Annotated in this window: 19 protein-coding genes; 5 read left to right on the top strand and 14 right to left on the bottom strand. The window is 43.8% G+C overall.

Annotation, left to right across the window (positions count from 1 at the left end):
* The first annotated feature begins 36 nt into the window (after positions 1-36).
* The 5 genes from E2R65_RS09865 to E2R65_RS09845 all read left to right on the top strand — a co-directional run bounded on the left by E2R65_RS09865 (position 37) and on the right by E2R65_RS09845 (position 2976).
* On the top strand, positions 37-615 hold the full coding sequence (locus tag E2R65_RS09865) for a LemA family protein (protein WP_134336326.1): 579 nt from the start codon (positions 37-39) through the stop codon (positions 613-615).
* A gap of 108 nt (positions 616-723) precedes the next feature.
* A complete protein-coding gene (locus E2R65_RS09860; protein ID WP_134336325.1) occupies positions 724-1158 on the top strand; it encodes a TPM domain-containing protein in 435 nt (144 codons plus the stop codon).
* Positions 1159-1167: 9 nt separating this feature from the next.
* Positions 1168-1956 carry a TPM domain-containing protein gene (locus E2R65_RS09855; RefSeq protein WP_134336324.1) on the top strand — a complete coding sequence of 263 codons (789 nt, stop codon included), beginning with the start codon at positions 1168-1170 and terminating at the stop codon, positions 1954-1956.
* A 71-nt stretch (positions 1957-2027) separates the two neighbouring features.
* On the top strand, positions 2028-2441 hold the full coding sequence (locus tag E2R65_RS09850) for a hypothetical protein (protein ID WP_134336323.1): 414 nt from the start codon (positions 2028-2030) through the stop codon (positions 2439-2441).
* A complete protein-coding gene (locus tag E2R65_RS09845) occupies positions 2428-2976 on the top strand; it encodes an NUDIX hydrolase (RefSeq protein WP_134336322.1) in 549 nt (182 codons plus the stop codon). Before E2R65_RS09850 ends, E2R65_RS09845 begins: the two co-directional genes overlap by 14 nt.
* A gap of 74 nt (positions 2977-3050) precedes the next feature.
* On the opposite strand, the gene E2R65_RS09840 is transcribed toward E2R65_RS09845, so the two are convergent.
* The 14 genes from E2R65_RS09840 to E2R65_RS09775 form a co-directional block, all read right to left on the bottom strand.
* Positions 3051-3548, bottom strand: a complete 498-nt coding sequence (locus E2R65_RS09840) for an acetyl-CoA carboxylase biotin carboxyl carrier protein subunit (RefSeq protein WP_134336321.1) — start codon at positions 3546-3548, stop codon at positions 3051-3053.
* A gap of 33 nt (positions 3549-3581) precedes the next feature.
* Complete coding sequence (locus E2R65_RS09835) at positions 3582-4244, bottom strand: DUF4159 domain-containing protein (protein WP_134336320.1); 663 nt, start codon at positions 4242-4244, stop codon at positions 3582-3584.
* On the bottom strand, positions 4245-4952 hold the full coding sequence (locus E2R65_RS09830) for a 16S rRNA (uracil(1498)-N(3))-methyltransferase (RefSeq protein WP_134336319.1): 708 nt from the start codon (positions 4950-4952) through the stop codon (positions 4245-4247).
* 56 nt (positions 4953-5008) lie between these two features.
* Positions 5009-6349, bottom strand: coding sequence for a hemolysin family protein (locus tag E2R65_RS09825; RefSeq protein ID WP_134336318.1), 1341 nt, complete (start codon positions 6347-6349; stop codon positions 5009-5011).
* 8 nt (positions 6350-6357) lie between these two features.
* The gene (locus E2R65_RS09820) at positions 6358-6903 is read right to left on the bottom strand and encodes an inorganic diphosphatase (protein ID WP_134336317.1); all 546 of its coding nucleotides are present in this window, start codon (positions 6901-6903) and stop codon (positions 6358-6360) included.
* 22 nt (positions 6904-6925) lie between these two features.
* Positions 6926-7564, bottom strand: coding sequence for a DedA family protein (locus tag E2R65_RS09815; protein ID WP_134336316.1), 639 nt, complete (start codon positions 7562-7564; stop codon positions 6926-6928).
* 54 nt (positions 7565-7618) lie between these two features.
* On the bottom strand, positions 7619-9004 hold the full coding sequence (locus E2R65_RS09810; protein WP_134336315.1) for an NADH-quinone oxidoreductase subunit N: 1386 nt from the start codon (positions 9002-9004) through the stop codon (positions 7619-7621).
* 12 nt (positions 9005-9016) lie between these two features.
* Entirely contained in the window at positions 9017-10483 is a 1467-nt protein-coding gene (locus E2R65_RS09805) for a complex I subunit 4 family protein (RefSeq protein ID WP_134336314.1), read from the bottom strand.
* A 23-nt stretch (positions 10484-10506) separates the two neighbouring features.
* A complete protein-coding gene (gene nuoL, locus E2R65_RS09800) occupies positions 10507-12411 on the bottom strand; it encodes an NADH-quinone oxidoreductase subunit L (protein ID WP_134336313.1) in 1905 nt (634 codons plus the stop codon).
* A 98-nt stretch (positions 12412-12509) separates the two neighbouring features.
* On the bottom strand, positions 12510-12839 hold the full coding sequence (gene nuoK / locus E2R65_RS09795; RefSeq protein WP_134336312.1) for an NADH-quinone oxidoreductase subunit NuoK: 330 nt from the start codon (positions 12837-12839) through the stop codon (positions 12510-12512).
* A complete protein-coding gene (locus tag E2R65_RS09790; RefSeq protein ID WP_134336311.1) occupies positions 12839-13348 on the bottom strand; it encodes an NADH-quinone oxidoreductase subunit J family protein in 510 nt (169 codons plus the stop codon). Before E2R65_RS09790 ends, nuoK begins: the two co-directional genes overlap by 1 nt.
* A gap of 60 nt (positions 13349-13408) precedes the next feature.
* Positions 13409-13906, bottom strand: coding sequence for a NuoI/complex I 23 kDa subunit family protein (locus tag E2R65_RS09785; protein ID WP_134336310.1), 498 nt, complete (start codon positions 13904-13906; stop codon positions 13409-13411).
* Between the two features lie 17 nt (positions 13907-13923).
* Complete coding sequence (nuoH, locus tag E2R65_RS09780; RefSeq protein ID WP_134336309.1) at positions 13924-14955, bottom strand: NADH-quinone oxidoreductase subunit NuoH; 1032 nt, start codon at positions 14953-14955, stop codon at positions 13924-13926.
* Positions 14955-15953, bottom strand: coding sequence for a 2Fe-2S iron-sulfur cluster-binding protein (locus E2R65_RS09775; RefSeq protein ID WP_134336308.1), 999 nt, complete (start codon positions 15951-15953; stop codon positions 14955-14957). The genes nuoH and E2R65_RS09775 overlap by 1 nt, the downstream gene beginning before the upstream one ends.
* Positions 15954-16028: the final 75 nt, after the last annotated feature.

The raw sequence follows: 16028 nt of genomic DNA, 5'->3' as shown, positions 1-16028 counted from the left end.
AATTCACATCACCTTAAATAACAAAAAATCACACAAATGAAAAATTTACTTATTGTAATAGCCGTTGTTGTAGTATTGGCCCTGATGGGTGGCTGCAGCTATAATGGCATGGTAAAATCTGACGAGAACGTTAAAGGCAAATGGGGCGAAGTGCAAACCCAGTACCAGCGCCGAAGCGACCTTATACCCAACCTGGTATCAACCGTAAAAGGCGAGGCTAATTTTGAAAAAGGTACTCTAACTGAAGTAACCAATGCACGTGCAAGGGCTACATCGATACAGGTTGACCCTACCAAGTTAACACCAGAGGCAATACAGCAATACCAACAGGCACAAGGCCAGTTAAGCACCGCATTGGGCCGTTTACTGGTAGCATCAGAAAACTACCCTACACTTAGGGCTAATGAAGCATTCAGAGGCTTACAGGTACAGTTGGAAGGTACCGAAAACCGCATTTCTGTAGCCCGCCGCGATTTTAACGAATCGGTACAGGCTTATAATAGTAAGGTGCGTACTTTTCCGGCAAACATTACGGCTAAAATGTTTGGCTTTGCAGAAAAAGGCTATTTCCAAAGTGAAGCAGGATCTGACAAAGCACCTAAAGTACAATTCTAAGACTCCACTGATTTGGAAATGATTATACCGGTTTAAAAACCGGTATAATCATTTTCCAATTATCCGTGTAATCAAAATCAATAATATTCTGTGTAATCAAAAATCAATATGGCCGTATTTACCGAAGAGGAACAACAGCGCATTCAAAAAGCGGTGGCCGATGCCGAGAAGAATACATCTGGTGAGATACGCGTTTGCATGGAAAAAACCTGCAGCGATGAAGCCCTTGACCGTGCTGTAAAATACTTTACACAGCTGGAAATGCATAAAACAAAGCTGCGCAACGGTGTACTTATTTATGTTGCCACGGTTGACCGTAAGTTTGCCATTATTGGTGATACAGGTATTAACAGCGTTGTACCTGCCGATTTTTGGGATAGCACCAAAGAACTGATGCTTAACCATTTTAAATATGGCAACCTGCTTGAAGGGATCGTTACCGGCATTACACAAGCCGGCGAACAGCTGAAAAGGTATTTCCCGCATCTGCTTAACGATAAGAACGAACTACCCGACGATATTGCCTTTATGGATGGTAATTAAAAACAAAAGATGTTTAAAAAACTAATTCTATGCCTGGGGCTGCTGCTCTGCATAACTATCGCCTTTTCGCAGGATATTCCTGAAAGATCTAATACGCTGGTTACCGATTATACCGGCACGCTATCGGCATCTGATAAAAGTAATCTCGAAAATAAGCTTGTAGCCTTTAATGATTCTACCTCTACGCAAATAGCGGTAGTGATCATGCAGTCTACCGGCGATTATGATATTAACCAATACGGCGTTGCGCTATTAAGGAAGTGGGGCATCGGTAACAAAGAAAAAAATAACGGCATTTTAGTGCTGGTTGCTATAAAAGACCGCAAAATGTCTATCCAAACCGGCTACGGTGCCGAAGGTGCATTGCCTGATATTATTACGCAGCAGATCATTCAGGATGATATGAAACCGCGCTTTCGCGCAAATGATTATTACGGCGGCTTGGATGCGGCCACAACCAACATCATGAAGTATATGAAGGGCGAGTATAAGGCCGACCCTAAAAAAGCAAAAGGCAAAAGCGATGGCAGCCCTATTGGTTTTATTGCAATTATTGTTATCGTGGTGCTCATCTTCATTTTTCGCAACCGTGGCGGCGGTGGCGGTGGCCGTATTATTGGCAGCCGTGGCGGTGCAAGCCCTTTTTGGTGGTTTTTGGCGGGCAATATGCTTGGTGGCGGTGGCCGCAGCAGCGGCAGCGACTGGGGTGGAGGAGGCGGCTTTGGCGGCGGCGGCGGTGGTTTCGGCGGCTTTGGCGGCGGCAGCGGCGGCGGCGGCGGAAGCAGCGGCAGCTGGTAGTATTTAAAGTAAAAGGAGAAAGCAAAAAGCCAGTAACCGATCTCTGATCACCAACCACAAATCTCTAACCTATGTTTCAACGTGATTTTGTGATGAACGAGGCGCGCAAGTTCGCGCTGATGCTTGCCAAACTTTTAGGCCTTAAAACCGAGGGAGAATATGCCGAATATCTGAAATATTTTAACGAGGTTTTGGATGAAGAATACAACGCGGAGTTACAATCGCTTTTAGAATTGGACGACGAAGCCTTTAAAAGGCGCCTTCTTGATGCAGGCTACTCCCCCGAAAAACTAAATGCGCTTGCCCAGATGTTATATGTATTTGCAGAACCCTTTACCCCAGGCGAAGAAACATCGGCCCTGCTTAAAAAAGTGATGGTGATTTTTAATCTGCTGGAAACCGAACATCACTACGAGTCGTTTGATAATATCACCAAACGAAAATCGATCTACAATTACTTTAACATCAATCATGAGCGATCTTAACTGGAAAACCTGTTCATCCGAGTATATACATAAAGGCCCCTGGGCTACCCTGCGCAGTGATAAATGCGAAATGCCCGACGGTAGGATAGTTGAGCAGTACTACGTTTTAGAATACCCAAACTGGGCAAACGCGGTTGCCTTAACAGCAGATAACAAAATAATTATGGTGCGCCAGTACCGGCATGCCGCCAACATTGTATCGCTGGAGATACCCGGCGGTGTGATTGAAGAGGGGGAAGACCCGGAAGAAGGCATGCGCCGCGAACTACTGGAAGAAACCGGTTACGCCTTTGATGATATCGAACTGATAAGCATAGTGTACGCCAACCCATCTACCGCAAATAATAAAACATTCTGCTACCTGGCTAAAGGCGGCAAAAAAGTGCAAGACCAACAACTGGATGAACACGAAGAGTTAGAGGTGCTGGAATACACCATACCCGAAGTAAAACAGCTTTTAGCCGATAATAAAATAGCCCAGGCGTTACATTGCACCGGGCTATTTTATGCTTTAATGAAATTAGGCGAGATGTAGTAATTTAAAAAAACTGAGTGAAAGCCGGGTTAGCTTGCCCGGCTTTTGTTCAGTTTTCTCAGTAAATAATTTACTTAAAAAATAATCAGGATTTGCCCCTTTTCTACTTTGTCGCCCGGTTTTATTTTAATGTTTTTAATAATAACATCTGCCGGGGCTTTAATAATATTTTCCATCTTCATGGCTTCCAGCACAAAAAGGTTGTCGCCCTTTTTAATTTTGGCGCCTTCTTCTACCAAAACCTTTAATACCATGCCGGGCATAGGGGCCTTTATATCGCTCACCTTGGCGGCCATTAAATTGCTTAATCCCATTTTATCAAGCAGTACATCAAACTGATCTTTAGCTGCAAGAGTATAAATATTGTTATTCACTTTAATTTCGGCAGTTTTTGCTTCATGGTCAAAGCTCACCACCTCGGCGTTGTATGATCCGTTGTTGTTTATAATGTGGTACAACTTATCGTTTAGCTGCTTAATATCGGCCTGGATGTTGCTGCCATTTACGGTAAGCTCTTCCGCTTTCCTGTCTACTTCAAAATCGTGCTTTTGATTAACCTTTATTTTGTACATCAGATCAGAATTTTTTTACAGAGTGCCTGTTAACTATTTTGTAAAGATATATTGTATTAAGTTAGCACCCATTTTAAGGGCCTTTAACCGCGCTTCCTGGCTATCGCCGGCATACGTGCCATAATCCTCCCAACCGTTGCCTAAATCGCATTCATAAGTGTAAAAACACACCAGCCGGCCTTTATAAATAAGCCCGAAACCCTGCGGCCTTTTACCATCATGCTCATGTATTTTGGGCAGCCCGTTAGGGAAGTTGTATTTTTGATGGTAGATAGCATAATTTACCGGCAGCTCTACAAAATCAAGTTCGGGGAATACCTTCTTCATCTGCGGGCGAATGAATTTATCAAAGCCGTAATTATCATCGATATGCAAAAAGCCGCCACCTGTTAAATACCGGCGCAGGTTACGTGCCTCCTGATCGCTGAATATTACGTTACCGTGGCCGGTCATGAATATAAAAGGGTAATTATAGATCTGCTCGCTGCCTACTTCTACAATTTCTTCCTCGGGCTGGAAACTGGTTTTCAGGTTTTCGTTACAAAACTTAATCAGGTTGATAAGGGCGGTACGGTCGCCATACCAGTCGCCGCCGCCGTTGTATTTTAACCGCCCCATTTTGTACGACGGCGCCTTAAAACTGCTGATGCAAAAAAGCAACGCTATAGCCATGGCAATAAAAACAGGTTTCCTCATTTATCGGTTTAAAAAGTTCACTTCAAAGCAGGCTTCCAGTGCGGCGGTTTCGGTACGCAGGCGGCTTTCCCCTAAAGTTATGGCTTTATATCCGTTTTGCAAAGCGGCATCAACTTCGGCGGGTGTAAAATCACCCTCGGGGCCTATCAATATTAAATAACGGCTTTGCTTGTTGATGGATTGTGCCAGTTCTGTTTTTTCACCATCATCACAATGGGCTATAAACTTTTGCCCGTTAAATGGCTGCTTTAAAAACTGACTTAAATTAACAGGAGCATTCAATACCGGGTGATATGCTTTGATAGATTGCTTGATAGCCGAGGTGATAATTTTGTCCAGCCGCTCAACCTTCGCTTCTTTCCTTTCCGACCGCTGGCAGATGATGAGCGAGATCTCATCGATACCTATTTCGGTAGCTTTTTCTAAAAACCACTCCACCCTATCCAAATTTTTGGTTGGGGCTATGGCAATGTGCAGGTAGTGGTTACGCCTGTTAAATTCCTGAGTTACCGAATTTATTTGCAGAATGGTACGCTTGGGATGGGCATCTTTAATTTCGGCTTTATACAGGCCGCCTTTACCGTCAATCAATGTAACAACATCGCCTGCATTAAGGCGTAATACACGCACAGCATGCTTACTTTCTTCCTCGCTTAAAAAGTATTGGGATAAAGCAGGGTTGATATCGGGCGTATAAAAAAGCTGCATACTTTAAAGCTTAAAGCCAAAAGCGAAAGGCTTTAAGCTTTTGTATTAATTAACTTTTAATGTAAATCTACCGCATCCTCTTCGTTGATCAGCAACTCCAGCTTTACAGATTCGATGTTCTGGTCGGATTTTTTTAACACGGTAATATTATAGCCGTTACTTTCCTTCTGCTCGCCTACATCGGGTATTTTACCAAATATGTGGCCCAGCCATCCGGATACGGTATCAAAATCGCCATCCTCGGGCAGGTCATGCGGCAGGTGCTCATTTACATCATAGATGGGGGCAAGGGCATTCACTACAAACTCGCGGTCGTTCAGTTTCTCAACAATAGGTTTTTCTTCATCAAACTCATCCTGTATCTCACCTACCAGTTCTTCTACAATATCCTCCAGCGTAACCATCCCGGCCGTACCGCCAAACTCGTCAGATACGATGGCTATCTGGATCCGCTTTTGCTGTAACTCCGCCATCAGATCGTTTATCTTTTTGGTTTCGGGGATAAAATAGGGCTTACGGATAATATCCTTCAATACAATTTGCTCGCCGCGTGCCAGTAAAGGCAAAATATCCTTGGCGTGTACAATACCTACTATCTTATCAATCACCTCGTCATAAACAGGCATGCGCGAGTAACCTTCGGTTATCAGGCATTCCAGCAATTCCTCTTTGGTGGTTTCTAATTCGATACCCGATATCTTGGTACGGGGCACCATAATGTTCTTAACCACACGCTCGTTAAAATCAAACACGTTCTGGATCAGCTCGTGCTCGTTAGAATCAAGCGCGCCGGTTTCCCGGCCCTGCTCTAAAAGGTATTGTAATTCTTCTGAAGAGTGATGCGTTTCACCGCCTTCTAAGGTAGTGATGCCAAACAGCTTTAAAATAAAGTTGGCAAACCCATTAAGCAGCCAGATAGCGGGCTTAAACACCACAAAAAAGAACCTTAACGGCACCGAAACGGCCATAACCGTCCCTGCAGATTTTTGGATAGCTAACGATTTAGGCGCAAGCTCGCCAAACACAATGTGCAGCACGGTGATCACCACGAAAGACAGGATATGGCTTGCCGTAACAAAGCCGGGGGTAAGTTCGATACCTACGCTCATAAAAGCGCGCAACACAATGTTGGTAACTACACCTTCGCCCACCACACCCAGCGCCAGGGAAGCAATAGTAATACCCAGCTGCGTAGCAGCCAGGTAACCATCTAAATTATGTAATATGCCTCTTGCAACCTTGGCTACACCGCTACCGGCTTTGGCCCGTAACTCAATCTGTGACCCTCTTACCCGTACCATGGCAAACTCTGCTGCCACAAAAAAGCCGTTTAGCAGTACCAGGAATATGGTTGCGAAAATATAGAAAACACTAATTTCGTAATGTGCGGGGTCCATTAATTAAATTATTGGTTATCGGGGAAAGTAGACTTGTACAGTTCTAAACTTTCTTGAATTACTTTGTGCGCGTAACGTACGCCCAACAAATGCTCGATGGTTACGTTTTTACCTTCCAATATTTTGTAATCGCTAAAAAAGCGCACAATTTCTTTCATGGCGTGCGGCGGCAATTCGTCAAGGTCGTTAATGTAATTAACAGACATGTCGTTCTTGGCTACCGCGATGATCTTATCGTCCTGCTCGCCATTATCAACCATGTGCATCACGCCTATTACTTTAGCCTCGATGATAGACATCGGGAAAACATCAATAGAGCAAAGTACCAGGATATCTAACGGATCGTTATCATCACAATAAGTTTGCGGTATAAAACCATAATTTGCCGGATACATTACCGACGAGAACAATACACGATCAAGCTTTAACAAGCCCGAATCCTTATCTATCTCATATTTTGCTTTTGAACCTTTAGGTATCTCTATTATCGCGTTTACTATTTCAGGAATGTTATCGCCCGGTGAAACCTGGTGCCAGGGATGTTGTGTACTCATGTGTATATGTATATATTTATTTTTACTCTTCTTTTGATTTTACGTATCGTCTTCTCACAAAAGCAATAATCAGCGGAATTGTTGTAATAATTATTAATGCCAGTACTACGTACTGCAAATAATCCTTTAGTTCTGGGAAACGGCGGCCTAAAAAATAGCCTGCCAGGGTTAACGTTGTAACCCAGGCAACGCCTCCAACGATGTTGTAAAGGCTAAACTTTTTTATATCAACCTTAACAACACCTGCAAATATAGGTGCAAATGTCCTAACTATAGGGAAAAATCTGCCTAAAATCAAAGCCATGCCACCATATTTGGCATAAAACTCCTGTGCTACGGCTACATAACGCTTCTTAAAAAAGATGGAATCGTTGCGCTTGTACAGCACAGGCCCCGTTCGGTAACCAAACCAATAACCGGTATAATTACCTAATACAGCCGATACGATAAGCGATGGAACAAGCACATATATGGGTACATGGATGATGCCCGCTGCTGTTAATATACCTGCCAGGAACAACAAATAATCGCCCGGCAAAAAGAAACCGAAAAATAAACCCGTTTCTGCATAAACCACAATCAACAAAACAACAAAACCACCATTACTTAAAATGGATTTTGCATCTGTTAGATTTTGCAGGTATTCCCAAAAGTTTTCCATTAACTATATCCGTAAAACTACAAATATTTAATCAATTTGCAGTTAAATGCCTTATTAAATAAGGCCGGATATAAACGCAGGGTACACACCTATAATAATGGTTACAATGGCCGAAAAGCCCAGTACAAATTTATAATAAACCGGCACTTCAACTTCGGCGCGTTCTGCACTGCGAAAGTACATGGCAATAATCAGCCTGAAATAGTAAAAGATGCTGATGATGGCATTAACCACCGCAATTATTACCAACCAAACATTATAATGGGCCAATACACCGCTAAACATAAAAAACTTACCTATAAAACCAGCTGTAAGCGGTATGCCCGCTAACGATAGCATACTTACCGTAAGCACCAGCGCCAGGAATGGATTTTTTTTGGCCAGGCCGTTAAAGCCTTCAAAATTATCGCTGCCTGTTTGCTGCCTTACCAGTATCAGGCCGCCAAAGGCAATGATAGAGGCAATTGAATAGGCCGTAGCATACATAAATACAGCATTGGCCGAGCCCGCCCCTAAAGCCACAATGGCAAACAACAGGTAGCCCGCATGCGATATGCTCGAAAAAGCCATCATCCGTTTAAAGCTTTGCTGGTAAAGGGCCGTAATGTTGCCGATAAACAAGGTAATAATGGTGATAACCAGTAATACCGGCATCCAAAAATCTGCAATAGTAGAAAAGCATGCCGAAAATAAACGCAGGAATGCCGCAAAACCTGCCACCTTAACCACGGTTGACATGAAAAGGGTGATGAGCGAAGGTGCACCTTCATAAACATCGGGTGCCCAGAAATGGAAGGGAGCTGCACCAACTTTAAAGCAAAGGCCTACAATGATGAGCAATATACCGGTGTAAAATAACGGGTCGATATTACGCGGATGGGTAACCACCCAGTCGCGGATCACATCCAGGTCGAACGAGCCAGATGCACCATAGATCAAGGTAATACCAAATAACAAAAAGCCGGTAGAAAACGCCCCCATCAGGAAGTATTTTAGAGCAGCCTCGTTAGATGCAAAATCCTTTTTACGGATCCCTGCCAGTATGTATAAACTAACCGACATGATCTCGATACCGATAAACAGCATGGTTAGGTTATGATACGATACCATAACGATGATACCCGCTAACGAGAACAGGATAATAGCGTAATACTCGGCAATATGCGTGCTTATTTTTTCGAAGTAACCTTTAGACAGCAACAGGATCAATATTGTAGAAATGATGCTTACCACAGAAAATGCTACCGAGAAATTATTGAACAGCATCATGCCGTTATAAATTGGCTGGGGCTGGTCGTTGGTGGTCCACTGCATAACAGCAGCAGCCAGGGCGGCAAGCAAACCAATAATGGTTACCGGCAATAATGCCTTTTGTGCTTTATATAAACCCAGGTACAAAAGCACTATGGGTAAAACAGATATGATTATTAAAGTGATCATTTATTGTAAGTTCTAAAAGCCGCTATTGTTAAACTTCGCACTTACTGTATCAACCAGGTTAGTTACAGCAGCTTCTGATATATGTAAAATTGGCTGAGGATATACCCCTATACCGATTATTAACACGCAAATAATGGCCAGCACCAATTTCTCTGAACCGCTTATGTCAGCAAAAACAGCTGTAAGTTCGTTGGTTTCGCCCTGCATTACATTTTTGTACATCCGCAGCATATAAACCGCACCAAATATGATGGTTAAACCTGCAACTGCAGCTACCCAGATGTTGTAATTGAACACGCCTTTCAGCAATAAAAACTCGCCTACAAAACCATTGGTTAATGGCAAGGCTACAGTGCCTAATACAATTATTAAAAAGGCGATAGAAAAATTAGGGGCCACTTTGGCAATACCGCCCATCTGGCTGATATCACGCGTGTTTAAACGGCGGCTGATAATATCCCAGATGAAGAACATCCCTACCACGTTAATACCGTGACTCAGCATCTGGATCATGGCGCCCTGTACGCCCTGGGTTGTCCAGGCGAAAATACCGGCGGCTATTAAACCAACGTGTGCTATGGATGAATAGGCAACCAAACGTTTGCCGTCTTTTTGATTAAATGCAATTAATGATGCATATACGATGCCGATAACCGATAAAATAATAACCAGTGTTTGCCATTGCAAAAAGCCGGCAGGCGCATTAGGTATTAACCAGCGGATAACGCCATAAATACCCATTTTTAGCATGATACCAGATAACATCATGGTACCTGCTGATGGCGCTTCGGTATAAGTATCGGGCTGCCAGGTATGGAATGGGAATATCGGCATCTTAATAGCGAAAGCGATAAAGAACGCCCAGAATACCCACGATTGCTGGGTTAATGATAAGCTTAACTCGTAAAACTTGTGGATATCATACAGTTTATCCGGCGTTTGCAGGTACAGGTAAATGATACCCAACAACATAAATAACGAACCGGCAAACGTATAAATAAAGAATTTGATATTGATCCGGATCCGGTTCTCGCCGCCCCATAAGGCGCAGATGAAATAAATAGGGATCAGGGCCGCTTCCCAGCCTACGTAAAATAAAAAGCCATCTAACGCGGTAAATACAACCAACAACCCTGCCTGCATAAACAGGATAAGCGCATAAAAAGCTTTGGCATTTTTATATTCGTGCTTGTAGGTGGTTAATATTATTAAAGGCACCAATACGGTGGTTAGTAAAACCATTACCATGCTGATACCATCAATGCCTGCGCTAAAATAAACACCTATCTGGGCTATCCAGGGCACATCAACAGCATATTGTACAGACGCATCCGGCACAAAACCTGCCAGGAAATAAAGGGCTAAACCAAGCTCAACTACAGCGAAAAACAGTGCAGCATGCTTTGCAGCTTCGTTTTTAAATAACAGCACTGCAAGCGCTGCCAAAATCGGTAAAAAAAGTAAAATGCTAACCGTCATTTTCTATGTTAACGCTAAGGCGCTTATAATTTAATTAAACTGTACACTAAAATGGCAATAATACCTACCACCATCATAAATATATAGAAACCTACATTACCTGTTTGCAACAGGCGCAGGCCTTTACTTGTCTCTAAGGTGCCTTTGCCCAAACCATTCACAAAGCCATCAATACCCAATTGCTCCACCACTTTATAAAAGAATACCGAAATAGCATCCAGCGGTTTGCGGATAACTTTATCATACAATTCATCAATATAGAATTTGTGGTAGGACAGATTGGCCAATGCCGGGCGTTCATCCTCATCTGCCACCGGTACGCTTGCTTTGCTTACGTATTTGCTGTAGGCGTAACCCATAGCGATAAGAGCAATTAATACCGATGTACCCATTAATATCCATTCGGTGTTATGGCTAAGTTCGTGCTCTCCTAATATCTTATGCGATTGTTCAAATACTGGGGCCAGGTAAGCGCCTAACTCGTGGTGGCCACCTAATACAGCCGGCACGCCAATCATACCCGCAATGGCAGAAAGGATAGCCAGGATGATCAATGGGATGGTCATGTTAGCCGGCGACTCGTGCAAATGGTGTTCCTGCTCATGCGTTCCGCGGAATTTACCCCAAAAAGTAAGGTACATCATCCTAAACATGTAGAAAGAGGTTAAACCTGCGGTGATAACACCCACTACGTAAAATGTGGTGCTATGTGCAAAAGCCGCGGCTAAAATTTCGTCTTTGGAAAAGAAACCCGAGAACGGAGGGATCCCTGCAATAGCAATGGTACCCACCAGCATGGTGATGAAAGTTACCTTGATCTTACCTTTTAGACCACCCATTTTGCGCATATCCTGCTCGCCGCTCATGGCGTGGATAACAGAACCTGCACCCAGGAATAATAAGGCTTTAAAGAATGCGTGTGTTAATACATGGAAGAATGCACCCGTGTAAGCGCCAACGCCCAAACCTAAAAACATGTACCCCAATTGCGATACGGTTGAATAGGCCAGTACTTTTTTAATATCTGTTTGTGTTAATGCAATTAATGCTGCAAATGCTGCGGTAGCTAAACCGATTATGGCAATCACCTCCATGGTATCTGGTGCAAGCGTAAACAGGATGTTTGAGCGTGCTATCATATAGATACCTGCGGTAACCATGGTTGCAGCATGTATCAGTGCCGATACCGGGGTTGGGCCGGCCATGGCATCAGGTAACCAGGTAAACAATGGCAACTGGGCCGATTTACCAACAGCACCCACAAATAATAATAAGGTAATTAATACAATTGGCGCACCGGCTGTAACTGCAGCAGGCGCTTTAGGGAAGATATCTGCATAAGCAACGCTTCCAAATGTATTTACTAATAAAAAGATGCCCAGCAAAAAGCCCAGGTCACCAATGCGGTTCATTACAAATGCTTTCTTGGCGGCATCGGCATAGCTTGGGTTGGTGTACCAGAAACCGATAAGCAGGTAAGAGCATAAACCCACACCTTCCCAACCGATGAACATTACCACGTAGTTGCTACCCATTACTAATAACAGCATGAAGAAAACGAACAGGTTTAAGTAAGAAAAAAACTTACCAAAGCCCTTATCGTCATGCATATAGCCGATAGAGTATAAATGGATCAGGAAACCTACACCTGTAATGATCAGCAGCATGATAGAGCTTAACTGATCTATCAGGAATGCAAACGGAATGCGGAAGTTGCCCACAGCAATCCAGTCGAACAGGGTTACGTTAACAGGTACCCCTGTAGATTTTATCTGGAAGAAAGTAGCTACACTTAAACCAAATGCAACCAGTACCAGTAGGCTACCAATAGCACCGATAATACCTTTAGAAAGGGTATTGCGCCCCAGTCCGTTAATAACAAAACCGGCTAAGGGTAGTACAGGAATAAGCCAGATCAAATTGTCCATATAAATCTCTTATGCCCCCTACCCCCCTGAAGGGGGAATAGAAGTTTTTCTTTTTTATTTTTTTTCTCCTCTTGCTCCCCCTTCAGGGGGCTGGGGGGTTACCACTTCAACCTGTTCAGTACGTTAATATCTATCGAGTTGGTGTTGCGGTATATCATTACGATGATGGCTAAACCTACTGCAACTTCTGCAGCGGCCAGGGCCATAATAAAAAATACAAATACCTGGCCCGATGCATCGCCGCGGTAAACCGAAAATGCGGTTAGCAGCAGGTTAACCGAATTAAGCATCAGCTCAACCGACATGAATATTACAATAGCGTTGCGGCGCAATAACACGCCCATTACACCTATCGAAAATATAATAGCACTTAATAAAATGTAGTGGTTAAGCGGAACCGCTTGAATGGTTTGGGTTAAACTTTCCATCAGATGGTTGCTTTAGTTTCTTGAGGATCTTTTGTAGCCAATAATACCGCACCTACCATTGCCGATAACAGCAATACCGACGATACTTCAAACGGTAATAAAAATTCGTTGAACAATACTTTGCCCAGGTTTTTTACCAGGCCAAGCTCGGGGTTCTTTAACACCACCGGGTCAGATACGCCTAATGATTTTAGGGACGATACCAGCGCTACCGCTAAGACCCCACCGCCAAATACGGCAGCTATCTTTACCATAAAGGGCTTAACGGGCTCACTCTCCTTGTTCAGGTTTATCAGCATCAGCGTATATAAAAACAATACCAGTATGGCGCCCATGTAAACAATAAAGTTTACGATAGCCAAAAACTGGGCATTCATTAATATATAGTGAATGGTAAAAGTAAAAAAGGTAAGTATAAGGTACAGTATGCTATGCACCGGGTTTTTTGCAGAAATAACCAGTATCGAAAAAAATATGGATAAAAACGCGATGAAGTAAAATGTACTCATTGTTTATATTTTACAAATACCTGTGCCTGCTTTGTGCCGCGCAAAGGTATAAAACTTTGGTTATTGATTTAAAGGTGCTTCTACTAATTTGTCTTTACCGTATATAAAATCCTTGCGCAGGTAATCAGAAGGCACAATGTCGCCATCTAAATAAATAGCTTCTTTAGGGCATGCCTCTTCGCATAAGCCGCAAAAAATGCAGCGCAGCATGTTTATTTCGTAAACAGCGGCATATTTCTCTTCGCGGTATAGGTTTTCTTCACCTTTCTGGCGCTCGGCAGCCTGCATGGTAATAGCCTCGGCCGGGCATGATAACGCGCATAAGCCACAGGCGGTACAACGCTCGGCACCGTTCTCATCACGCTTAAGCGAGTGCATACCGCGGTAGTTTTCAGAAAACTCGCGCTTCTGCTCCGGGTATTGTATGGTAACCGGCTTTTTAAAGAAGTGCTTCATGGTGATGCCCAGGCCGCTTACAATGGCAGGCAGGTAAGCCCGTTCCCAAAAGTTAAGGGGCTTTACTGTTAATTGCTTCTTTTTATTACTTAATGATTCCATTTGAAACTAACCTCTCTCTAATTTAAAAAAGTAATAACAATACCGGTGATAACAATATTTGCGATGGCTAAAGGGATCAGGATCTTCCAGCCCAAATCCATCAACTGATCGTAACGGAAACGCGGGATGGTCCAGCGTACCCACATAAAAAAGAAGATGAAAGCAAATATTTTGGCAAAAAACACCCCGGTACCAATCAGCGGGCCTATTACCGGGCCGACATGCGCTGTAACCCAATCCATACCCGGGTAGTTATAACCGCCCCAATACAGGGTAGCCATTACTGCCGATGATATAAACATGTTAATATATTCGGCAAACAGGTAAAAGCCCAGTTTCATGGATGAATACTCGGTATGGTAACCACCTACAAGTTCGGTTTCGCATTCGGGCAAATCAAAGGGTGTACGGTTGGTTTCTGCAAATGCACAGATCATAAACAGCAGGAAACCTACCGGCTGATACAATACATTCCAGTGCCAGCCATGCTGCTGCTGGGCAATTTCGCCCAGGCTTAAGGTACCGGTAACCATTAACAGGGCGATAATAGAAAGCCCCATCGAAATTTCGTAGCTGATGTTTTGTGATGCTGCGCGGATAGCCCCTAATAAAGAGTATTTATTATTAGATGCCCAGCCGCCTATCATCACGCCATATACACCTAAGGATACTACACCAAAGATGTAAAGGATGCCTACATTAATATCTGTAACCTGCAAGGGGATAACTTTATCACCAATTACCAGGTTTTGCCCCCATGGAATTACTGCAGAACCGATACAAGCTGTTAATATAGCCAATGATGGGCCAACAATAAACAGGAACGGTGTTGCATTGGTCGGGATGATCTCTTCCTTCATAAACATTTTGGCACCATCGGCCATGGGTTGTAAAATACCCCAGGGGCCTGCACGGTTAGGGCCAACCCTGTCCTGAAAAAATGCTGCTATTTTGCGCTCGGCATAGGTAGAATACATAGCTACCACCAGGCTAATAGCAAAGATGATGATGATGAGCCCAAATTTTATGGCGATATCTGCTAATTCCATTACAGGCGTGTCTCCCTTTCAAATTGTTCTTTATTCGCTTCCATCAATACCGGGTTAGTTTTTACAACCGGCAGCGGTTTTAGCGTATCGTAGTGGTTTGAGCTGATAACAGATTTATGCGATACTTTACGCGGGCCTTCTATCACCCAGTCACTGGTTTTCTTTTTGTCAAAACGGCAGGTGTTGCAAATAAACTCTTCTGCTTCGCCGTATTCATCCTTACGTGCCGTTACACGGATCACATCTTCGCCCTTATACCACAGGGTAACCTTACCGCAGCATTTAGGGTTTTCGCATTCGCGATGCGCCTCAACCGGCTTAGTAAACCACACACGGTTTTTAAAGCGGAAAGTTTTATCCGTTAAAGCGCCTACCGGGCATACATCAATTACGTTACCACTAAAGTCGTTATCAACGGCTTTTTGGATGTAGGTAGAGATCTCTGAATGATCGCCGCGGTTCAAGATACCGTGGATGCGGTGATCGGTGATCTGGTCGGCAGTGAATACACAGCGGTAGCAAAGAATGCAACGGGTCATATGCAACTGTATCTTGTCGCCTATGTCAATCTTCTCGAAGGTACGGCGGTCAAACTCGTAACGGGTTTTGGCCGCGCCATGCTCATAACCCAGATCCTGCAGATGGCACTCACCTGCCTGGTCGCACACCGGGCAATCCAGCGGGTGGTTGATCAGCAACATCTCTACCACACCTTTACGTGCCTCGATAACCTCCGGCGAAGTGATGTTTTTCACTTCCATACCGTCCATTACCGTGGTGCGGCAGCTTGCTACCAGCTTGGGCATTGGGCGCGGGTCTTTTTCAGAACCTTTGGTTACCTGTACCAAACAGGTACGGCATTTACCGCCACTGCCTTCCAGCTTAGAGTAATAGCACATAGCCGGCGGAACAATGTCGCCACCTATCAGCCTTGCGGCGTTCAGGATGCTTGTCCCGGCTTCTACTTCAATAGGAAATCCGTCTATCGTAACTTTCATTTGACTTATCGTCCTTATTTATTTGTCGCCTTGTGGCGATTACTATTCTTATACTTTGTCATGCTGAGCTTGTCG

The sequence above is a fragment of the Mucilaginibacter phyllosphaerae genome, assembly GCF_004378255.1.
Lineage (GTDB): Bacteria > Bacteroidota > Bacteroidia > Sphingobacteriales > Sphingobacteriaceae > Mucilaginibacter > Mucilaginibacter phyllosphaerae.
Note: the sequence above shows the minus strand (reverse complement) of the source record. Positions and strands in the feature narration are given on the sequence as shown.

Excerpts from the sequence above, each read along its gene's own strand:
- E2R65_RS09865 (WP_134336326.1), top strand. The coding sequence starts at position 37 with ATGAAAAATTTACTTATTGTAATAGCCGTTGTTGTAGTATTGGCCCTG.
- E2R65_RS09860 (WP_134336325.1), top strand. The coding sequence starts at position 724 with ATGGCCGTATTTACCGAAGAGGAACAACAGCGCATTCAAAAAGCGGTG.
- E2R65_RS09855 (WP_134336324.1), top strand. The coding sequence starts at position 1,168 with ATGTTTAAAAAACTAATTCTATGCCTGGGGCTGCTGCTCTGCATAACT.
- E2R65_RS09850 (WP_134336323.1), top strand. The coding sequence starts at position 2,028 with ATGTTTCAACGTGATTTTGTGATGAACGAGGCGCGCAAGTTCGCGCTG.
- E2R65_RS09845 (WP_134336322.1), top strand. The coding sequence starts at position 2,428 with ATGAGCGATCTTAACTGGAAAACCTGTTCATCCGAGTATATACATAAA.
- E2R65_RS09840 (WP_134336321.1), bottom strand. The coding sequence starts at position 3,548 with ATGTACAAAATAAAGGTTAATCAAAAGCACGATTTTGAAGTAGACAGG.
- E2R65_RS09835 (WP_134336320.1), bottom strand. The coding sequence starts at position 4,244 with ATGAGGAAACCTGTTTTTATTGCCATGGCTATAGCGTTGCTTTTTTGC.
- E2R65_RS09830 (WP_134336319.1), bottom strand. The coding sequence starts at position 4,952 with ATGCAGCTTTTTTATACGCCCGATATCAACCCTGCTTTATCCCAATAC.
- E2R65_RS09825 (WP_134336318.1), bottom strand. The coding sequence starts at position 6,349 with ATGGACCCCGCACATTACGAAATTAGTGTTTTCTATATTTTCGCAACC.
- E2R65_RS09820 (WP_134336317.1), bottom strand. The coding sequence starts at position 6,903 with ATGAGTACACAACATCCCTGGCACCAGGTTTCACCGGGCGATAACATT.
- E2R65_RS09815 (WP_134336316.1), bottom strand. The coding sequence starts at position 7,564 with ATGGAAAACTTTTGGGAATACCTGCAAAATCTAACAGATGCAAAATCC.
- E2R65_RS09810 (WP_134336315.1), bottom strand. The coding sequence starts at position 9,004 with ATGATCACTTTAATAATCATATCTGTTTTACCCATAGTGCTTTTGTAC.
- E2R65_RS09805 (WP_134336314.1), bottom strand. The coding sequence starts at position 10,483 with ATGACGGTTAGCATTTTACTTTTTTTACCGATTTTGGCAGCGCTTGCA.
- nuoL (WP_134336313.1), bottom strand. The coding sequence starts at position 12,411 with ATGGACAATTTGATCTGGCTTATTCCTGTACTACCCTTAGCCGGTTTT.
- nuoK (WP_134336312.1), bottom strand. The coding sequence starts at position 12,839 with ATGGAAAGTTTAACCCAAACCATTCAAGCGGTTCCGCTTAACCACTAC.
- E2R65_RS09790 (WP_134336311.1), bottom strand. The coding sequence starts at position 13,348 with ATGAGTACATTTTACTTCATCGCGTTTTTATCCATATTTTTTTCGATA.
- E2R65_RS09785 (WP_134336310.1), bottom strand. The coding sequence starts at position 13,906 with ATGGAATCATTAAGTAATAAAAAGAAGCAATTAACAGTAAAGCCCCTT.
- nuoH (WP_134336309.1), bottom strand. The coding sequence starts at position 14,955 with ATGGAATTAGCAGATATCGCCATAAAATTTGGGCTCATCATCATCATC.
- E2R65_RS09775 (WP_134336308.1), bottom strand. The coding sequence starts at position 15,953 with ATGAAAGTTACGATAGACGGATTTCCTATTGAAGTAGAAGCCGGGACA.